Origin of the sequence: Microcoleus sp. B13-B6, assembly GCF_036705405.1 — a bacterium.
Taxonomy (GTDB): domain Bacteria; phylum Cyanobacteriota; class Cyanobacteriia; order Cyanobacteriales; family Microcoleaceae; genus Microcoleus.
The window spans coordinates 62141-79294 of the sequence record NZ_JAUBUJ010000023.1 but is presented as its reverse complement, the minus strand read 5'-3'; the positions used below and the strand labels follow the sequence as shown (position 1 = coordinate 79294).

Sequence of the window (17154 nt, the reverse complement as noted above, 5' to 3'; positions counted from 1 at the left end):
TTGTTCCTCGTTCCACAATGTGTTTTGTACGAGTTGACTGCTGACCCAAATAGTCGGGGGAAAATTCGATCCTTACGTTCCTTCGCCTGCCGATGCCAATGCACCATAGGGTGCGAGTTCGGCTGGACTATCTGAGGGCTGTGACACTTCGCCATTCGCCTCGCTGTCTGCTTCGGCGAGGACTTCTTCTAGTACCTGTATTGCCCCGCTGATTCGCAGGATGGTCTCTCGCAAGTTGCGTTGTTTCGTTTCATATTCCGTGAGGAGTTTTTGTCCTGCTTCAAATTCGGCTTTGAGAGATTGGAGACGTTGTTCGAGTATTTGTTTCATAAGTCGAGTAGTCAATTATCGATTGACTTATTTCTTCCCATTTTCGGAAAATTAAACTTTTGTAGGCGGCTACATCCTAGGTTTGGAAAATTAAAAATCGATGTTTTATCAATCTTTTCTAGTTTCTAATATTGTTACCTTATGTTGCAAGTCATGGATTTCTGTTGTAGTCTTTTCTTGGTTTCCTTTTATCTCCTTTATTGCCTGAACAATCAACGCATTGAGCTGCGTCATATTTATTCTTTTGTACCCGTCTACATCCTCTTCTACCCAATCGGAAAACACACGCTCCACATCTTGCGCCAAAAAACCAACCTGTGGTTTTTCTAGCTTTATTTTTATCCTCTGGGATAATTCTTCCATCGCTTCTGAATACTGTTCATGCTGGAGCGGACTCTCCAACATCGCGTTTTCTATCTTCTTGAGAAAATAGTTAATATCTGCCCACTTAAACGATACTGGGTTGAGTTGTTCGATTGTATCTAGAGCATTTGCGATCGGCACAATGTCTGTTTTCAATCTCAAGTCGGAAGGATATGTATCACTACGGTTCCCCCAAACGGCTCTATGCTCATTCCCCAAATTAAGTTGTAACCATGGGTCATTTTGCCATAAACGATTACCCACCCAGTACCTTCCCTCAGTGTAAATATTGCCCTTCACATAAAGATTACCCTCAACATGTAACTTCTCCTTCGGTTCAGCCGTACCGATGCCGACTTTACCATCATGCGTAATTCTCAATCTTTCCTGTAGTGTGTTGCTACGTGAACCTGGAGCTTTTGTATAAAACACCAAATGACTAGAGTAATTATTATCAAGTGAACGAAGGCGGGCTGTGGGGTCACTTGTTCCTACGTCCGTACCGTTAAAGTCAATAGCGGCTCCAGCATTTGCTCCTCCTGAATGGTTAGATAATGTCAGAATTGGTCCTAATTCTTTTTCTTGATCTTGGCGAATTTCTAGTCGTGTCTTAGGTTGAGCAACACCGATACCAACGTTGCCTGTCAGGTGACTTGTTCCTGTCACCTTGAGATTGCCGCCAACATTCAAATCTTTCCGAAGAGTTGTATTATCTTCAACTGTCAAGGTATTGTTCAGTTGCGTAGTCCCTGTCACTGTCAACTTAGCATTTTTTTCTATTAAGTTTAGATTGCCGCCGACATTCAAATCCTTCTGAAGTGTTGTCTTCTCTTTTACAGTTAACGTATTGTTTAGTTCAGTTTTATCTGTTACTTCTAACCTTCCGCTAATGCTCAAACTGCCAGTAAGTTGGGCTAAATTGGGATTGTTATCTCCATGCGATCGCAGTGTTACTTCGCTATTTCCCCCCCCAGGCAACCGCAATCCACAATACTGACGAACACTCTCATCAATCTTAGTTATTTTTCCGTCAGTAACAGTCAGCTTGGCTAAAGCAATGGAACGTTCTGAGGCATCAAAATCAATGAGAGGTTCCTCGACAATCCGCCTATACCCATCTGTAGTATCCTCCTGTCGCGACTCCTTTTTTTCTGCATATTTAATAAATAGAGTGTTGTCTTTCTGCCCTGGCAAATCCACGATTCGCTCAGTGTGCAGGATGATTTGCTTTCCTTGTTTATCCACAACTGTACCAGGAGACACCTTAATCTTTAAACCACCCTCTTGAACTTCAGTCACCTTCAACCCTTCAGCAATACCTGAAACATGAAGGAGACGATTGTGACGTTGCTCTCGGTCAATATGGTATTTCTGTTCTAGCTCAAAATCATCTTCTAAAAGATACTGTCCGGCAAAATAATTGGGACGTTGGTAAATATCATTTACTGTCATTATCCTTCTCCTTGTATTGTTCAATAGTTCCCTGTTGTGTTCCCAAGAGTGTGTTTCCCTCTATAGGTTTTCCTTTTTCAGATTGTTTGTAAATCTTCAACCCACTAGATAGCTCAAACGGCTTGTTCTTAAACACTGTTTTTGGGTCAGCGTCGGCATAGTTGACTGTAATGGTCATTTTTCCTTTGACTTTGGTATTACTTAGATTTAGATTTGCCAAGTTTACATACCAAACTTTATTAGCAGCAAACTCTTCTGGGGTGATGGAGTGACTGACACGGACAGTCTTTCGACCTATTTCCCGTTTGTAAGGCTCTGCCTGTGCGGGACTCCCCTTGATACTGAGTACCAAAACTTCATCCGTCTCTTGCTCAACACTTGCTGTAATCTCACCGTTCTTTTCCAGCGGGACAGAATAACTCTGACCCGTAAGCCGCATTGTTGGTATCAGAATTTTAAGTGCATAATAGGTATGCGCTGGCTTCTCCTGGTCAATAATCGCCTTGGCAATTCGAGCCTGTTGCCAATACTTTTCTAGGTCAGGATCTGGTAAAGTTACCTGGACTTGAAAGTAGTGGGGCGGGTCGTCAAATTCAAAAACCTCAACTTTTTTAGGCAAATTAGAGCTTTCCAGATAAAGCTCCAGAATTTCCTTCAAGCCCGCCTTCGTGCCGCGCCGACGATACAATGGCACAATTTTACTGATAAACTGGCGCTTGGTTTCATCGCCCCACTCATCTCGCAGACTTAACGCCACCCAACCCGCCAACCAAGGCAAAAATTCACTCTGAGCTGTATCAGAGTCTTCTTTTATACCCGGATTAAAATAAGTATAGATGCTGTTAATGTCTTCTTCTAATCCGTGTTGTTTCGGAAACGGAACTTCAGGCTCGGCAGAGGATAAACCGCTCAAAATCCGCTCGAAAGCCAGTAAGAACCGCCCCAAAAACGGATCGGCTTGCTGGATGGCTGGCAGATACTCCAAATAACTACTTACTCTGCTGGATTGGTTATTGGTTTCCATTCTCCCCCCCTTTGTTCCATCATCGTAAAACTATTTTTATCAACTTGCACTGCCACCAATTCATTGTCATTGAGGATAATGCTAGTCAGGTTATTATTATCAGTAAGCTGCTCAGTTTTGGTAGTACCAGATACCTCAAGGTTGACCCCCCGAACGTAATCCACCCCAGGCAATCGATCCAGTAATTGATAAAGTTCAGAAATGTAGACATTCTGACCAAACGGCCAACCTTTGCCCTCCCAGTAGGTATGTGAGTTAAGGGGAGCGAAGAAATTTTCTACCTCCTTGATTGCCTTGTCTGGAACTGTCAATGGATTAGCACCATCCTCTAGATATAACTGCGCCCTAATTTTTAAATGCACATAATCGGGGGCTACGATGTGAAGGCGAGTAGTCAAGAGTCGCCATTCATCCAAGTATTCCATCAGAGCGTTGGTTAGCTCTTGTGTGGGTTTGGGTTCTTTGTCTATAGATTCCGGAACCACCACCAAACTTATATGTCCGGGTGCTTTTCTGGTTCTGGCTACCGAGTCTGTTTGACTCAGATTCCGTTCTGGTATGCAGCGCGATCGCCTAACCTGACCTTCAATTTTATCACTCTTCCATGCCAGCGCCAGTCGCTCAAAATCTTCACTACTAACTGCCCGATCGGGTTTTCGCAGGTCTAAAACAGTTTGTCGAATCGCTGCTTGTAAATCCCCTTCCAGCTTCCATTCAGGGCCATTGAGCAGCTTGAGAAACGTTTCCACATTCTTGTCGGTAACACGATTGACCCGATACAATACCATCTCCGTCAACCAAGCCAGCAGCTCAATCAGGATAATTCCGGTATCGCTTGAATTGTGGTCTGTCCACTCCGGACACTCGATCGGAATGAGAGAACGCGCTTCTTCTAAAAGGTCAGCATAGGTGCGGTCATCCAAATTCGGCAAAGGTAATGGCATTTTTATGCTCCCTCCTTTGGCAAGATCGAGCTAATAGTATGAGTGCCAGAGTAAATCAACTGCTCTGGAGATAAGTCTTTCGTCTGAGGGTCTGGTTCGACCTTTAAAGACCGAACGTGGTCTACCCCTCGAATTGACTGGATTTCTGCATATAAATCTGACTGTTGAGGCAAACGCCCCAAAGCCCATCCCTGACCTTTTTTTCCTCCTGTCAGGGGATGTAGAAATTTTTCCAACTGCTCAACGACTGCTGTTCTGACCGCATCCGCCGTCTCCAGGGATTTCGGAACCACCTCAGCCGTAACCGACGCAGCCTGCCACTCTGGGCCAGTAACTTGTAAGTATACACAGGGGTCACAACGCTCGCGCATATAAGCCTTCACCAGATCGATCAATGCCAGACTGGGAACAGGTTGAGGCGCTGTAGTTCTCGGCACGATCAGGATTCTGATTTGTCCAGCATTGTCAGCTTTCGCTTTGTTGTGTTTTTCTATTTCTCCTTCGTCTGGCTTGGGTTTTTTCGGGTCTAGCCACAAGTCAGGATCGAGCGGGTCAAATGGAGGGTTGTCTTTTTGATCCTGTGACTTCTGTTTAAAAGTAGGAGCGATCGCTTTTGCCCTAGCGACATCTGGTGAGGCTTCGTAAGCCAAATCCTCAAAGTCTTGAATCGTTACAGCGCGATCGCGGTGGCGAAGAAACTTGGGCCCTCGTTCTTTTACCCGATCGATAGATTCCTGTTCGGTTCCCCCCCCAGCAGCTTCCAGGTTAGTCACCTTTTCTATATATGGAACCGTAGTCTTTAGCTGAACAACAGTATTAGCAGCCAAATTTCCCCGCGTCCCGCCACCCGTTTGATACTGCCCGAAGCGAATATTGTTGCGTCCTTGAGGCGGCACCATCCCATACTGCCCATCCCCAAACCGCACTTCACCCGTCAACCGATCCAAGACATAATGGCGATCGCGCGGTCCCGAACCATAGAAGTCCCGCACTTTGTGCCAGCGGACCCATACCGCTTCTATCTCTCCAGCCTCATCCCTAAAAACTTTTACCGCCTCATTTCCCTCTAGAGACTCGATCGCTGCCCGTTCCTCAGCAGAGGGAATCTTGACTTCCTGCACTTCTAGCTGCTCACCTTGGAGTACGGGTTTTTGGACTGTACGGAAAATCTGACTGGTAGTGCCATCACTTGACCCTAAAATTTCATTTTCCAGGGTGATTGCCTGAGTTGCCCACATCGTGTTGGTCAGCAGTCGTCGCAGGCGAGGCGGTACGCGAAACTGACCTTGCTGCCAATTTACTCGCAACCAGAAAAGCTCTTGACCAAATTCCGAAGTTTTTTCCCAGTCAGTTGGGCCGATAAACTGAATCAGCCCTCGTTCAGCAAAAGTATTCGTTTCATCTTGAACTCCCAACCAAGACCACCCGGAAGGACTGGCATATTCCCAAACCAGTCGCACGGGTTCTGTATTGCTCGGTTGCACTGACTGTGGGGGTTCTACCTGAGCAAAAAGGCTTGTGTGTCGATTCGCAAACGGTTTGTCAAACCCCAGGTAGAGAGCCGGATATCGATCGGCTGTCGTCTTAAAAGGCTGAAAAGATTGCATAACTTTCGTTTTTTCGACTAAATCAAGAGTCAAGGCTGACCGGATCGTGACCGTTTGGCGATCGACATTGACTGCTTCTACTTCACATTCATATTCTTGTGTAGTGCTGCCATTAGTCGTAACAATTCGCAGGCGATCGCCTACCCTAAAATGCTTAACACTAGACAGCTTAAAAATTGTTTCCCCTTTCTTAGCTTCTGCTTTCAGGGTAGTGAAAAACTCCACTAATTTTCCAGCATCCCGATCTGCTGCTAATACTGGCTGTACGGTGACGGTTCTCTGTTCGAGATCGATTGCTTCAATTTCCTGTTCTTCTGTGCGATCGATCCACAGGCGATCGCCTACAGCCAAACCCGCGACACTAGCAAGCTTGAGAATTTTTTCTTTGGATTGTGCTTTTTCTCTAAGTGCAGTAGTTAAGAATTCTACATAATGAAAATCATTATAAGCACAACAAGCTGACAAAGAACCACTTGCTTCATAGCTATAGCTCAAACTCAACGACTCCACTGATGGGGGCTGAAAACTGGCTTCGCTAAACATGAAGACAGGAGGAGTGTTACTGTCTGGGCTTTTTTCAATGATAGCTGGTTTCCCATAATCGCCTTTAACAATCCGCGCCCGAATCCAATAGCAGGTTTCCCCATTAACCGTACCTCGATCTATTTTTGAAGGCAAGGTTAAACTCACTTTTCCACTACCAGTAAGTGTACTTGGGGATGTTTGAATTATGCTTGTTTTTGTCTCCTGATCCTTGCTCAGTCGGGTTTTTAACTCCAATTCTTCATTATTAATCGCTTCAATAATATTATCTTCCTGTGTACTACCCCCCGGAGCAATTCGGATAGAATTTTCTGTTACAAAACCCTTCGTACTTTTAACTTTTATTGTTGTTGAACCCGCAATCGCTTTTTCTGATAAAGTTGTTTCTAATATAGCTTTTTCTAATTGCTCCCAGGTATGACCATTCCATGCTTCCCACGCCATCTCCACACCGCCATCAATTTTGACAGGTAGTCCATTACTTAATTGCAAATCGATTGTAACTATAGCACCGGGTCTGGCAAAAACTTCCTTACTTGCAATATATAGGGTGTCATTAAAGCGAGGTTGTTCTCCAAAAGGGTAAAAGTCCTTACTGAGATCGAGGGGAACCGTGTTGAAGAAGCAGAAGTCAGGTGTTAAATTGTTCTGCTCGATCTTTGCACTAGCAGTGATGTTATTAACTATTGGAAGTTTTAAGAACCATACTCTAGTATCTTTTGGATGACTGTACTGGAGAGGTGTCTCAAGGGTAAGCGTTTTTATCTCAGAGTCAATACTGATAATTTTACAGTCTTCCTGGTTACTACTACCCGCAACTCGAATAATATTATTAACTAAATTAATGTTTGTAATATCTTTAAGCTTAAGCTGTGTTTTTCCTTTCACTGCTTCTTCATCAAGCGTTGTTCCTTTAATTGCATCTTTATCAAGTAATGCCTCAAGTAATGGCTGATTTAGTGATGCCTTTAACCAGCCAGCTTCTATGCCGTTTATCGTCTGATTTGTAAGAACTGGAAAATTTTGAGTAACTACTTCCAACTTACCATCTATTAGCTTGTTTTCAGTTATTTTCAGCACTTGCCAGCTACCATCCCAATACGACCAATTTATTAGTAGCTTTGCTAGGTCGGTTGCTTCAGACGAGTAAAATTCTAGAGTTATAGTTTTATTTCCAGGCAAGGTAAAAAGTTCATCGCAGGCTAAATACAGACAATGCTCAATCGGTTGTTCTGCTGTAAACGCCTCAAATGCAGCATCTTTTTTACCCGTTGCTTGTGAAGTGCGATCGCTATACTTGTCTTTCTCAGGTTCCCGCACAAACACCGCCTTCAGTTGGGCAGTCGTTACAACCAGTTCGCCATCGGTTTCAAACACCACTTCTTCTTCCTGTTCATCAGCAGGTGGGGCAGCGACCTGAGTGTGGGCAGGAACCAGCGCATCTACAGGACTCCTTTCTACTAAAGAAAAAGTCAGAGGCACCTTGGCAGGCTGAGGAGGCAATAGCTGAGTGCCAATTAAGTCGAGGAAAGCCAGGAAATTTTTGTCTGGGGCTTGGTTAAGGCGATCGCTCACCAGCGCCGCCATGCGCCCGAAAATGCGAATCAGCCCCCGTCCTGCATCCGTCTCTACTTTGACTTTTACTACCTTAAGAGACGAAATTTGACTGATTCTCTCCGCTAGGGTTGCATCTACGACAGTACCTCTAGTAGCGATGGTATCATTATTATCCTTAACGTCCTGATCCAGTGTCCGCCCTACCAGAGCGTTGGGTTCAACTTCAATAGACCCAGGTGGCTGCATTTTTACCTTCACTCGGCTGAGTCCCTCAATTTTGCTGAGCTTCTCTGCCAAGACTGTATCTATGACTGTACCTCTGGTGGCTATTATCTTTGCTTTTCCATCCTTAAGATCCTGATTAAGGATAAGACCAGCAAGCCTACTTTTATCTTTTGGATCGATCTCACTAGATCCAGGTGGTTGCCAACCCTTCACCTTCACTCGCTTAAGACCCTGAATCTTGATAATTTTATCAACTAGGTCTTTATCTATTACCTTGCCGCTGAAAGAAGCTATCAGCCCATGTTCATCTTTTACCTCCTCAGCCAACGTTCGACCGAGCAATAATTTTTCAAAATCTTGCGGTAGAACTTCACTGATTGTGAAATCCTCAACTAACGCCTCAGTCTGAGCGACAATATCTTCATAACTGCGATCGTCAATTTTTGGAGGCTGAATCGACATAATAATTACTGTAAATAAAACGGATACACCAAATTAAACCGATTATTAGTCGTGCGAACCTGATAATTAATTAAAATCAGCAATTGATTCGGCTGAGCTTCATCAGGATTAGCATCTACTTCCAGTAGATCGATACGTGGTTCCCAGTCAATCAGCGCTTGACGCACTTCGTCAATGACTTGTCCGATCGTGCCAGGGCTATTATTGGCAAAGACCAGATCGTGAATGCCACACCCAAAATCAGGTCGCATAATGCGATCGCCTTTAGCAGTACCCAGAATCATCAAAATCGACTGGCGAACGCAATCTTCATAGCGTGCCATTTCGATTTTTCCGGCACTGTTGATCTTCACCGGCGATGTCCATCCCACCCCTAAAAAATCTGCATTCATTTACATTCCCTTCACGCGAACTTGAGTCACCAAAATATTCAACGAAGAGCCAGTGGGGATCGCCACCGCTTTGCTATCCCGCAGCAAAACAGGCTGTCCCATTACCTTGACTCGGAGTGCAGCACTCACCCACTGCGCCATTACGCAAGGGCCAACGTTAGCTGGCGGTGGTGGATTGACGCAACCTGCAACGGTATAGGGAAATACCTGAGTCACCACAGGTTGTCCCATCACTTTAACTCTGGGATTAGGGGCTGTGGGTTGTGCTTGTCCCCCATGAGCGCAAATAACACTCGCCCCAGCGTGTAACAAATATCCCGGCATTTCAAATTACCTCCAACGCACCATCGTTAATTTTCACGCCTGCCATGCACTTCAAAGCCATGCCAGCATTAGCTTGAATATTGCAATTAGAATTGGCTTTTACCTCAACTTTTGAATTTGCTTTAATTTCACAATTTTGCTGAGTTTGAATAGCTAAATTTTTACATTTGATAGAAATATCTCCATCGCTGCTTTCCAGACTGATTTTACCTTTAGCTTTTATCGAAATATCTTTTTCTCCTTCGATGCTAATCGCGTTATTTTTTGAATCGATGACGATCTGGTTTTTGCCAGTACCATCGCAGATAGTAATCTTCTCGGCATTTTCCGTATCGTCCAGAATAATCTGATGACCGCTGCGGGATTTAATTACCCGCAGATTGTTTTTGCCATCGGTATTAGATTCAGGCGGCTTATCTTGACCATTCCAAAGCCCCCCCAAAATATAAGGAGAAGAAATATCGCCGCGATCGAAAGCCACTAACACCTCATCATCGACTTCCGGCAAAAAGTAGATTCCCCGCTGCTTCCCCGCCATCGGTGTCAATACCCTCGCCCAGTAACTTTCATCTGTCTCGGAAAGGCAAGGAAATTTTACCCTGACTCGCCCCAATCCCTCCTCATCTTTGTTATTGGTCACGATGCCTACAGTGACACCGTAAAATCGATCGCTTTCTTGATTTGCATCCTGTAAATAGGACAATAGATTATTTCCCATCACGCCGCATTCCTCCTGACCGAAAATTCCGTGCGATATCCTAAATCTTCCGAATAAATATGAGTGACTGAAGTTAGATAATAAAGACCACTAAAACGTTTACCCAATCCAGTCATTTCGATAGTATGACCGACACGCAATTCTGGATTTCCATGACACATACCTTCACCCGTAATATAAGCGAGAGCCATATCATTATACTGTCCTTTAGCTATTTGTTCTGCTTCCGCTTGACTTAATACAGGCTCATTAATAATAACATGAGTGGCTTTACCGAAAGCGCGATTAGTATTTTTTGGTCCGCTAGTGCTTCCTTTCATGGTAGTGGTTTCATCGCCAGCACCCGCTTTGCCAACCAGAGCTTTTTTCTGCTTCACATCCCAGATATGCACTTCTACCTGTCCCACCTGGCTCATCGTACTCAAGCGAGGCGAAAATTCTATTAAATCGTCGCTTCGATTGAGCGTCAAAACCTTTTGAGTATTATTTTGGTGCGATCGAAAGTATAAGGTTTTGCCTTCTACTGTCACCTCATACCCAATGCGCTTAGCCCGTTGCTGGAGAAATTCTAAATCGGTTTGGTTGGCTTGGAAAATATATTCCAATTTTATACTGGTATCTTTAACTTTGCAACTAATTCCCTGTTCCCCAGCTATTTTACTAGCAATATCGCTATCTTTCATCTGAGTAAAAGAGCGAGTTTTACAGCCCCTTAACAGTCGATGGCGCAAATCGTGACCCCGCACCACTAAAATCGGAGTTGCCGTTTGGGAAAATTCCGGTTCTAATCCAGTAATTTCTCCAACAACTAAAGTTTTTAAAGTGTTCCCGTACCCCATTTGAATTTCGATCGTATTCCCAATATCAAACAATTCACTATCTGCCCAAGTAATTTGGCTTTTTACCAGATTCCAGTTCACCAATTCGAGGGTAAACATAGCGGGTATGTCCAAATCTTCGGAAACAGTTACGGAGAGTAGATCCACCTTTGTTTCCATAGGTAAGCGGTTTCCTTTAATCAGGACGTTCAACTTAGGAACTAATGAGTCAACTCCACTAGGGTTAGGCACTGTAATTATTGCCTCCCTTGCGTAATGCTATCCGCACGCCTTGGCGGTATCGTCAAAGATGTACCGGGTTCCAATAAACGCGGATTATCCATGTTATTTTCTTTGGCAATCAACCGCCACATAGCAGGATCGTTATATTCTTGCGTGGCGATGCTGCTGAGAGTTTCTCCTTGCTTAACAATCCGAATCGGGTCGTCTATTGGATTTTCAATTTTTTTCTCTTGTATGGGGTCTTGCCACTCCTGAAAATTGCAACTCAATTTAGCAGAAACGGGAGTTCCATCTTCTAAAAAATGGGTAAAAGTTTTAGTTAAAGATTTAAGAATTCCCAGAGGTAATAAGACATTTTTACCCCAAATTAATTGGCATAAAGGGGGTCGGCAGGCATTTTTCCCCTTTAGAGTTAAGCTGTAGATTTGTTTGGTATAGTTTTGAACGTTTTCCGGCGGATATTTCCCTAATATTGTGGTATCAAAAAATAACTCAATGGTTAAAGTGGCTGGACCAGGATCGGCGACAGGGCCGTTTTTATCTTCACTCCAACCTGTTTTGCTAATCGCAACTTGGTTGGGATTAAATAAGACTTGTATTTCTTTGGTAGGTTTTCCTTGAGTTTGGTCTTCAATTAGAATTTTTAGTTTTTCTAGCGCCATCGTTTTTGTCCTCTTCGCTCACTTTCGATCGCGAGCCGTCGTATCAGTTTACGCTCTACTTTGTCTGCTAAACTATCCAGATCAATCTGAGTTTGGCTGCTTGTCTGAATAGGAGACGAATACTGTACTTGTATAGCTGAACTTGCAGAACTATTGGGAAAAGTCCTGGCAGAATTGTTAGTATCAGTATGGGGAACAGTTCTGGCGATCGCAACTTCAGTTGCTTTTCTCTGTTCTGCCTTTTCTCCTGGGCGATATTGTTTACTAACTAGATCCTGACTCCCATTAGCTGCTACTGTTCTGGTGCTGGGTAATGGAGGAACAGACCATAAAAGTTGGGTATCCAATCCCTCCCAGCTAGGGACTATATTTGGCTTAACTAATAACTGTGAATTTCGTCCGGTTAACTCCGTCTTTTTTGCGCCTAACTCCTCCGTAGGAGTTAATAGCATATTTCGAGTTTTGGTAGCCTGATTTATAACTTTTACTGTAGAGCCATACCCTTCATTTGTCAATACCCTATCTGCCATTATTTCGCCAAACAAAGGAGCAGTTGGCGATACCATTTCCGAAATCGAGTCCGGCGTAAACTTAACTAGGGGGAGTGTTGATTTCCCCAGTTCGCTGCTAACTGACTTTCCGGGCCTACTTGGGGATAATATATCGGCAGATTGAGTGGCTGAGTCTAATTTAGCCTGAATAACAGGCAATTGGTTAACTGAGATTTTGGAAAACTCTAAGTTAGAATTTGAATTTATCGGATTAGCTGACTGATTAGGCTGCCCAATATTGTCTAAATTTTTTGAACCTGAATTAATATAAACCAAAGATTCGGCTAGAGTCTCAGAAATACTTTCAGGAATGTGATTTTGTTTTTGGTCGTTTACTTCACTTAGTTGCGAGCTTTGCCGAGGCAAGTTATGAAGTAAGGTTGATTCGCTACCAGGAGCAAATTTTGCTTGAATAATGGGTACTTCTTTTCGATGTACTTTCGGGACAGATGAAGTTTCTGAGAGATTAACTTTTTCCCCATTATTGTCTGGAATAGGTAGAGGCTGAGCGTAAACGAGGGGAAGATGATTCGCTGATTGAGTCGTTACACTAGACCAGCGCCGCTCCATTAGTGCGAGTAAGGGTAGCCGATCGCTCAATCGTTGCGATCGCGAAATAATCGCTCCTGCTAACTTAGAAGTATTAATCAGCCCTGGCTTTTCTAAAGGGCGCATCAGTCGCGCTTGGAACTTTTGGTCAATCCCATCCTGCCAACTGGTTCGTTCTGTTAAATAGGGCTTAAGTTGTGACATAATTTATACCCAAGCCTATCGGACCAAAAGTTACAGGTTTATCAATACCCTGGTGAATCAACTCCAGTCTTTCAACCGCCACTTCAGTAGCATTACTAGCATTAAAAGTAGGGCCAGACCACTTCACAGGATAAGCATTTTTAAAATTCCATAACATCACAGGAATTTGTTGGCGGGTCAGCAAAATAATCGTGACATTTTTAAGTTGAATATTGCCTTGAGTTGTCGATTGATACCAAGTCCAAAGCGTATCGTTCGATGTCAGACCGTGACTTAACACAAGATTTGGGTATCGAGTGCGTCTGGGAAATTGATGGCTATATCCATTCACTCCTCCTTCTTGATAGGATTCAAATTCAATTTCGCTTTCCAGTCCCGTAATCTCACTAAAACCACCCGTTATTAACCCTTCAATTTCGAGATAAAAGTTAGAACCGTTATAAGGATCGAAACGAATGCCTGTTAAGCTATTTGCGAAACTTAAACCCACATTTAACAGTGTTTTTTCCACGATTTACTCCTCAATGACTGCTCAACTAAAAACTAGACCCCAATCCCTCGTTTAACGTTTGATTGATTCGCATAACTTCAGCAACCCACTGCTGTCTTTCTCGGTGTTCAAATCTCATAATTTGTTCGTAAGACCAGTGAAAGTGATAGGCAATATAAGCTACCTCCTCAAGCAATCGTTCTGAGGGGTAGCAAACTACTCCCCCGCTGGCACAGTTTCAACCTCAAATTCTCCTTGACAATGAGGACAAGCAACGAGGAAGCGACTGTGACCGTTTTGGTTGATGCGCTGGTAGAAATCTTGCAAGTAAACCAAATCGGCAGAAAAGAGGTTTTCAATCATTTTCGGATTGATATGTTCGACATCTCCCAACCGAACGATCGTCCTTGATAGAAGAATAATCACCAAATAAGCTGAATTTGATTGAACGCGCGGATCTCGCAGTGGTGCAATTTCGTCGAATGCAGTAGCTAATCGCATCGTTCCTGCTCGATGGACATTACCTTCTGGGTCTATATATCCTTGAGGTAAAGTAAAGGGAAATTCAGTCTGCGGTATCATGGGGGAATTTAAACTTACGACCATTTATCAACGCTGATGCCTTCATGGGCAATTTCTAAAGTCTCAACGGCCACTTCATTAGAAGTCGCATTAAAGTCAGGCCCCGACCAAGTGACAGGCCAGCAATGAGTTAAATTCCAGCGAATTTTTTCTTGACCTGTTTCATCTAAGAGAACAATGGAGATATCTTTTCTGTACTCAGCACCCCCTTTCACTGTATTTTCCCGCCACTTCCAGAGTTCTTGATTATTGGTTGTGCCTCGCTTCAGAGTGATATTATTGTAGGTTACTAAACCTGGCAGTTTTCTGACGGTTGGCGGATCGGTTCCTTCCCGATATTCGGCGGGAGTTTGGGTGGAGTTGAGTCCGCTACATTCTCGAAAACCAGCATGGATAATGCCATTCCATTCAACCCAGAAGCGATAACTTAAATAGGGATCTGGTTTGTGGGGGGCTTTTAGATCTGGCATGGTGAATCCTCCTGTTCAAAATTATTAAGGTTGAGTCGTTGAATTAACTCCAGCCGTCCCGTGGATGAGGCGAACGACAATAAACTCGTTGGGTTTAGTCGGTGCTAATCCAATTTCCGTGACGACTGTGCCGATATCGCGCATTTCTGGCGGATTAGTTTCGCTGTCGCATTTAATGTAAAACGCTTCTTGGGGAGTTCGTCCTTGCAATGCGCCTTTTCGCAGTAATGATTCTAAATAAGTGGTTAATTCGCGTTCAATACGCACCCACAATTTGAAATCATTTGGCTCGAAAACAACATCCTCTAAGTTTCTCTCTATCCAGCGAAGAACGGTTAAGAATAATCGCCGGACGTTGATATATTGCCAATCTGGATTTTGGCTTAAAGTGCGACCTCCCCAAATGCGAATGCCTCTACCTTTGAAGACGCGCAAGCAGTTTATGCTTGGTGGTTCATTTGAGTTGTTCTTTGGGTTTAATGCGTCTTGCTCATCGCTAGACAAGGAAACGCTCAAATCTAAGACTCCTTCTAAGGGATAATTAGCTGGAGTCTGAGGAAAACCATAGGTGCGATCGCCTTGAGCGTAAATTCCAGCAATATGACCGCAAGGCGGAACTTCTATAAGTTTCGGGGTAGGGGTAGCTGGGTCTAAAACTTTAATCCAGGGGAAGTACAAAGCACCGTTATTGCTTTGCAGGCTATCTCTTTGTTTGGTTATTTCCTGTTTATTAGGCAGGGAGTCCAGAATAGCAAAGCGATCGCCCATCTTATCGCAATGATCCAGAACAAGTGTCTGCATCTCTTCTACCCAGTGCGATTCCGAACTTCGCATCATAATATCTGGAGCGCAAACCAAATCGATGGTGTCCAGAGATTCTATTGCTGCGAGTCCTTGTTTAAGTGCTTCTTGTTCAGCATTTTGTAAAGGAACCACATAGCACAGACGACCTCCGTTTTCAAAAAAACCGCGTACTGCATGAGCAAGGTAACTTCCAGATGACGCCTGAACAAAGAATTGCTCAAACTGGGGCCAAAGCTTTAATAGATTCGGTTGATTAGCATCTTCTTCTTTTTCTTTTTTTTCCGCATTTTTAACCTTCGTCACACCCAAGAATGCAGGGACTCCTGTGATTAAGTCGGGAGAAGGGGCAGGAAATATTTGCTCCAGGTAGACACCTGCTGTTGTACGTCGTTTTTGGTCTGTCAGCATTTTAAGTTCCCCTGGAAAATCGCTACTATTTACCTGGTTCAGACCACTGGCTAAGATTGAAGATGACAAACTCTGCCGGTTTGACTATAGCCACACCTATTTCAGTTATAACTTGGCCTTGTTCGCGCAATTCAGGTGGATTGGTTTCTTCATCGCATTTAACGTAGAAAGCTTGTTCTGGTGTACTGCCAAACAGAGCACCGCTCCGCCAAACGGTCATCAGAAAAGAAGTCACATTCCGACGGATTTTCGCCCAGAGTTCCGGAGAATTCGGCTCAAACACTGTCCACTGAGTCCCGTGGTCGATCGACTTTTTCAGATAGTTAAATAGGCGACGTACATTAATATATTTGAACTCGCCATTGGCATCGCCTCCAATGGTGCGCGCGCCCCACACCCGAATATTGCCGTTGAGATTGCGAATGCAGTTGATTCCTTTGGGATTTAGACCATCTTGTTGATTTTTGCTGAGATTTTGCTTGAGTCCCCGCGCTCCAAACACAATTTCATTTGCTGGTGCTTTATGAACCCCCCTTTCTGCATCTACGCGAGCGTAAATTCCAGCAATGTGACCGCTAGGCGGTACATATTTTTCCTTTTTGCTGTCCTCCGGATCGAAAACTTGAATCCAAGGGAAGTAGAATGCACCATACTCGGAGTCAGGCGGTTTATTTGTTGGTTTAAGAATATTGGTATGGTCAGCATCCTCTGTGCAATCTAGTATGGCAAAGCGATCGCGCATTTTTTTACAATGTTCAACAATCATTTGTCCTAGGCTGATATTGCAACCCGGTGCAGCGACAATGGCTATTTCATCGATCGCTTCAAATTTTTCCAAAGCATTATTAATATCGGTGTCACCGTTGACTTGTACTACATAGCAGCGCGTCCCCCCATTTCTAAAAAAACCATAAACGGCATGAGCCAAGTGAGGGGTTTCTGTCTTTGGTTTCTGAGTGTCGGAACTTGAAAGACTGCCAAAGAATTTCTCAAATTCACTGAAGTTCGTGCATAGTTTAACCTCATTTGGTGGTACTAATATGTTCTGAGTTGTTTTCTCTACTTCACCTGATCTTGAGGTTAAGGTGGCGGTTGTGCTTTGTGATGAACTCCTAGCAGACTTTGTTCGTGTAGAACTGCTAGTACCTGAAATGCCTTGGTCTGTTGATGTGGCTACCTCACCTCCTGGGAGTTGAGAACTTGTACTCTCTACATTCTCTCCGCTTCTCTTAGCTTCTAGTTGTGAATTAGCTGGCTCTTGTGGTGCAGAAGGCTGAGAAGAAGGAATGATACCAATAAACCCAGCAGTACTTGTCCCAACTCCTGTAATGGGGGCAGAACCAGAGGGAACTTCCTCAACATATACGCCTGGAGAAGAATAATTTGGCATTGCGCTTGATTCCTTTAAAAAAACTAAACAACTACCGTTTTG

Annotated in this window: 16 protein-coding genes and 1 pseudogene; all 17 read right to left on the bottom strand. The window is 43.9% G+C overall.

From position 1 onward, the window contains the following. Positions 1-72 precede the first annotated feature (72 nt). Positions 73-330 (bottom strand): hypothetical protein, encoded by a 258-nt coding sequence (locus QUB35_RS13085; protein WP_333142316.1) that lies wholly within the window; start codon positions 328-330, stop codon positions 73-75. 108 nt (positions 331-438) lie between these two features. Then, positions 439-2145, bottom strand: a complete 1707-nt coding sequence (locus QUB35_RS13080; protein ID WP_333142315.1) for a tail fiber domain-containing protein — start codon at positions 2143-2145, stop codon at positions 439-441. Beyond that, positions 2132-3169, bottom strand: a complete 1038-nt coding sequence (locus tag QUB35_RS13075; RefSeq protein WP_333142314.1) for a phage tail protein — start codon at positions 3167-3169, stop codon at positions 2132-2134. Before QUB35_RS13075 ends, QUB35_RS13080 begins: the two co-directional genes overlap by 14 nt. Next, entirely contained in the window at positions 3139-4113 is a 975-nt protein-coding gene (locus QUB35_RS13070) for a baseplate J/gp47 family protein (protein WP_333142313.1), read from the bottom strand. The genes QUB35_RS13075 and QUB35_RS13070 overlap by 31 nt, the downstream gene beginning before the upstream one ends. 2 nt (positions 4114-4115) lie before the next feature. Further along, positions 4116-8507, bottom strand: a complete 4392-nt coding sequence (locus QUB35_RS13065) for a putative baseplate assembly protein (protein ID WP_333142312.1) — start codon at positions 8505-8507, stop codon at positions 4116-4118. Positions 8508-8512: 5 nt separating this feature from the next. Beyond that, positions 8513-8899, bottom strand: coding sequence for a GPW/gp25 family protein (locus tag QUB35_RS13060; protein ID WP_333142311.1), 387 nt, complete (start codon positions 8897-8899; stop codon positions 8513-8515). Continuing rightward, positions 8900-9223 carry a hypothetical protein gene (locus QUB35_RS13055; protein ID WP_333142310.1) on the bottom strand — a complete coding sequence of 108 codons (324 nt, stop codon included), beginning with the start codon at positions 9221-9223 and terminating at the stop codon, positions 8900-8902. A gap of 1 nt (position 9224) precedes the next feature. After that, entirely contained in the window at positions 9225-9941 is a 717-nt protein-coding gene (locus QUB35_RS13050; RefSeq protein ID WP_333142309.1) for a phage baseplate assembly protein V, read from the bottom strand. Then, positions 9941-11011, bottom strand: a complete 1071-nt coding sequence (locus QUB35_RS13045; protein WP_333142308.1) for a contractile injection system protein, VgrG/Pvc8 family — start codon at positions 11009-11011, stop codon at positions 9941-9943. Before QUB35_RS13045 ends, QUB35_RS13050 begins: the two co-directional genes overlap by 1 nt. 5 nt (positions 11012-11016) lie before the next feature. Continuing rightward, positions 11017-11664: a CIS tube protein gene (locus QUB35_RS13040; RefSeq protein ID WP_333142307.1), complete on the bottom strand. Its 648-nt coding sequence runs from the start codon at positions 11662-11664 to the stop codon at positions 11017-11019. Next, positions 11655-12968 (bottom strand): hypothetical protein, encoded by a 1314-nt coding sequence (locus QUB35_RS13035; RefSeq protein WP_333142306.1) that lies wholly within the window; start codon positions 12966-12968, stop codon positions 11655-11657. The genes QUB35_RS13040 and QUB35_RS13035 overlap by 10 nt, the downstream gene beginning before the upstream one ends. Beyond that, complete coding sequence (locus QUB35_RS13030; RefSeq protein ID WP_333142305.1) at positions 12955-13479, bottom strand: phage tail protein; 525 nt, start codon at positions 13477-13479, stop codon at positions 12955-12957. The genes QUB35_RS13035 and QUB35_RS13030 overlap by 14 nt, the downstream gene beginning before the upstream one ends. A gap of 25 nt (positions 13480-13504) precedes the next feature. Further along, positions 13505-13657: pseudogene (locus tag QUB35_RS13025) on the bottom strand (DUF6760 family protein); the annotation flags it as partial. Positions 13658-13674: 17 nt separating this feature from the next. Beyond that, positions 13675-14040, bottom strand: a complete 366-nt coding sequence (locus tag QUB35_RS13020) for a phage tail assembly protein (protein WP_333142304.1) — start codon at positions 14038-14040, stop codon at positions 13675-13677. A gap of 14 nt (positions 14041-14054) precedes the next feature. Continuing rightward, complete coding sequence (locus QUB35_RS13015; RefSeq protein WP_333102188.1) at positions 14055-14510, bottom strand: phage tail protein; 456 nt, start codon at positions 14508-14510, stop codon at positions 14055-14057. Between the two features lie 24 nt (positions 14511-14534). Then, on the bottom strand, positions 14535-15722 hold the full coding sequence (locus QUB35_RS13010; RefSeq protein ID WP_333142303.1) for a phage tail sheath subtilisin-like domain-containing protein: 1188 nt from the start codon (positions 15720-15722) through the stop codon (positions 14535-14537). A 25-nt stretch (positions 15723-15747) separates the two neighbouring features. Beyond that, on the bottom strand, positions 15748-17112 hold the full coding sequence (locus tag QUB35_RS13005) for a phage tail sheath subtilisin-like domain-containing protein (protein ID WP_333142302.1): 1365 nt from the start codon (positions 17110-17112) through the stop codon (positions 15748-15750). Between the last annotated feature and the right edge of the window lie 42 nt (positions 17113-17154).

Bases quoted from the DNA above. Each gene is read 5' to 3' on its own strand.
- QUB35_RS13085 (WP_333142316.1), bottom strand. From the start codon at position 330: ATGAAACAAATACTCGAACAACGTCTCCAATCTCTCAAAGCCGAATTT.
- QUB35_RS13080 (WP_333142315.1), bottom strand. From the start codon at position 2,145: ATGACAGTAAATGATATTTACCAACGTCCCAATTATTTTGCCGGACAG.
- QUB35_RS13075 (WP_333142314.1), bottom strand. From the start codon at position 3,169: ATGGAAACCAATAACCAATCCAGCAGAGTAAGTAGTTATTTGGAGTAT.
- QUB35_RS13070 (WP_333142313.1), bottom strand. From the start codon at position 4,113: ATGCCATTACCTTTGCCGAATTTGGATGACCGCACCTATGCTGACCTT.
- QUB35_RS13065 (WP_333142312.1), bottom strand. From the start codon at position 8,507: ATGTCGATTCAGCCTCCAAAAATTGACGATCGCAGTTATGAAGATATT.
- QUB35_RS13060 (WP_333142311.1), bottom strand. From the start codon at position 8,899: ATGAATGCAGATTTTTTAGGGGTGGGATGGACATCGCCGGTGAAGATC.
- QUB35_RS13055 (WP_333142310.1), bottom strand. From the start codon at position 9,223: ATGCCGGGATATTTGTTACACGCTGGGGCGAGTGTTATTTGCGCTCAT.
- QUB35_RS13050 (WP_333142309.1), bottom strand. From the start codon at position 9,941: ATGGGAAATAATCTATTGTCCTATTTACAGGATGCAAATCAAGAAAGC.
- QUB35_RS13040 (WP_333142307.1), bottom strand. From the start codon at position 11,664: ATGGCGCTAGAAAAACTAAAAATTCTAATTGAAGACCAAACTCAAGGA.
- QUB35_RS13035 (WP_333142306.1), bottom strand. From the start codon at position 12,968: ATGTCACAACTTAAGCCCTATTTAACAGAACGAACCAGTTGGCAGGAT.
- QUB35_RS13020 (WP_333142304.1), bottom strand. From the start codon at position 14,040: ATGATACCGCAGACTGAATTTCCCTTTACTTTACCTCAAGGATATATA.
- QUB35_RS13015 (WP_333102188.1), bottom strand. From the start codon at position 14,510: ATGCCAGATCTAAAAGCCCCCCACAAACCAGATCCCTATTTAAGTTAT.
- QUB35_RS13010 (WP_333142303.1), bottom strand. From the start codon at position 15,722: ATGCTGACAGACCAAAAACGACGTACAACAGCAGGTGTCTACCTGGAG.
- QUB35_RS13005 (WP_333142302.1), bottom strand. From the start codon at position 17,112: ATGCCAAATTATTCTTCTCCAGGCGTATATGTTGAGGAAGTTCCCTCT.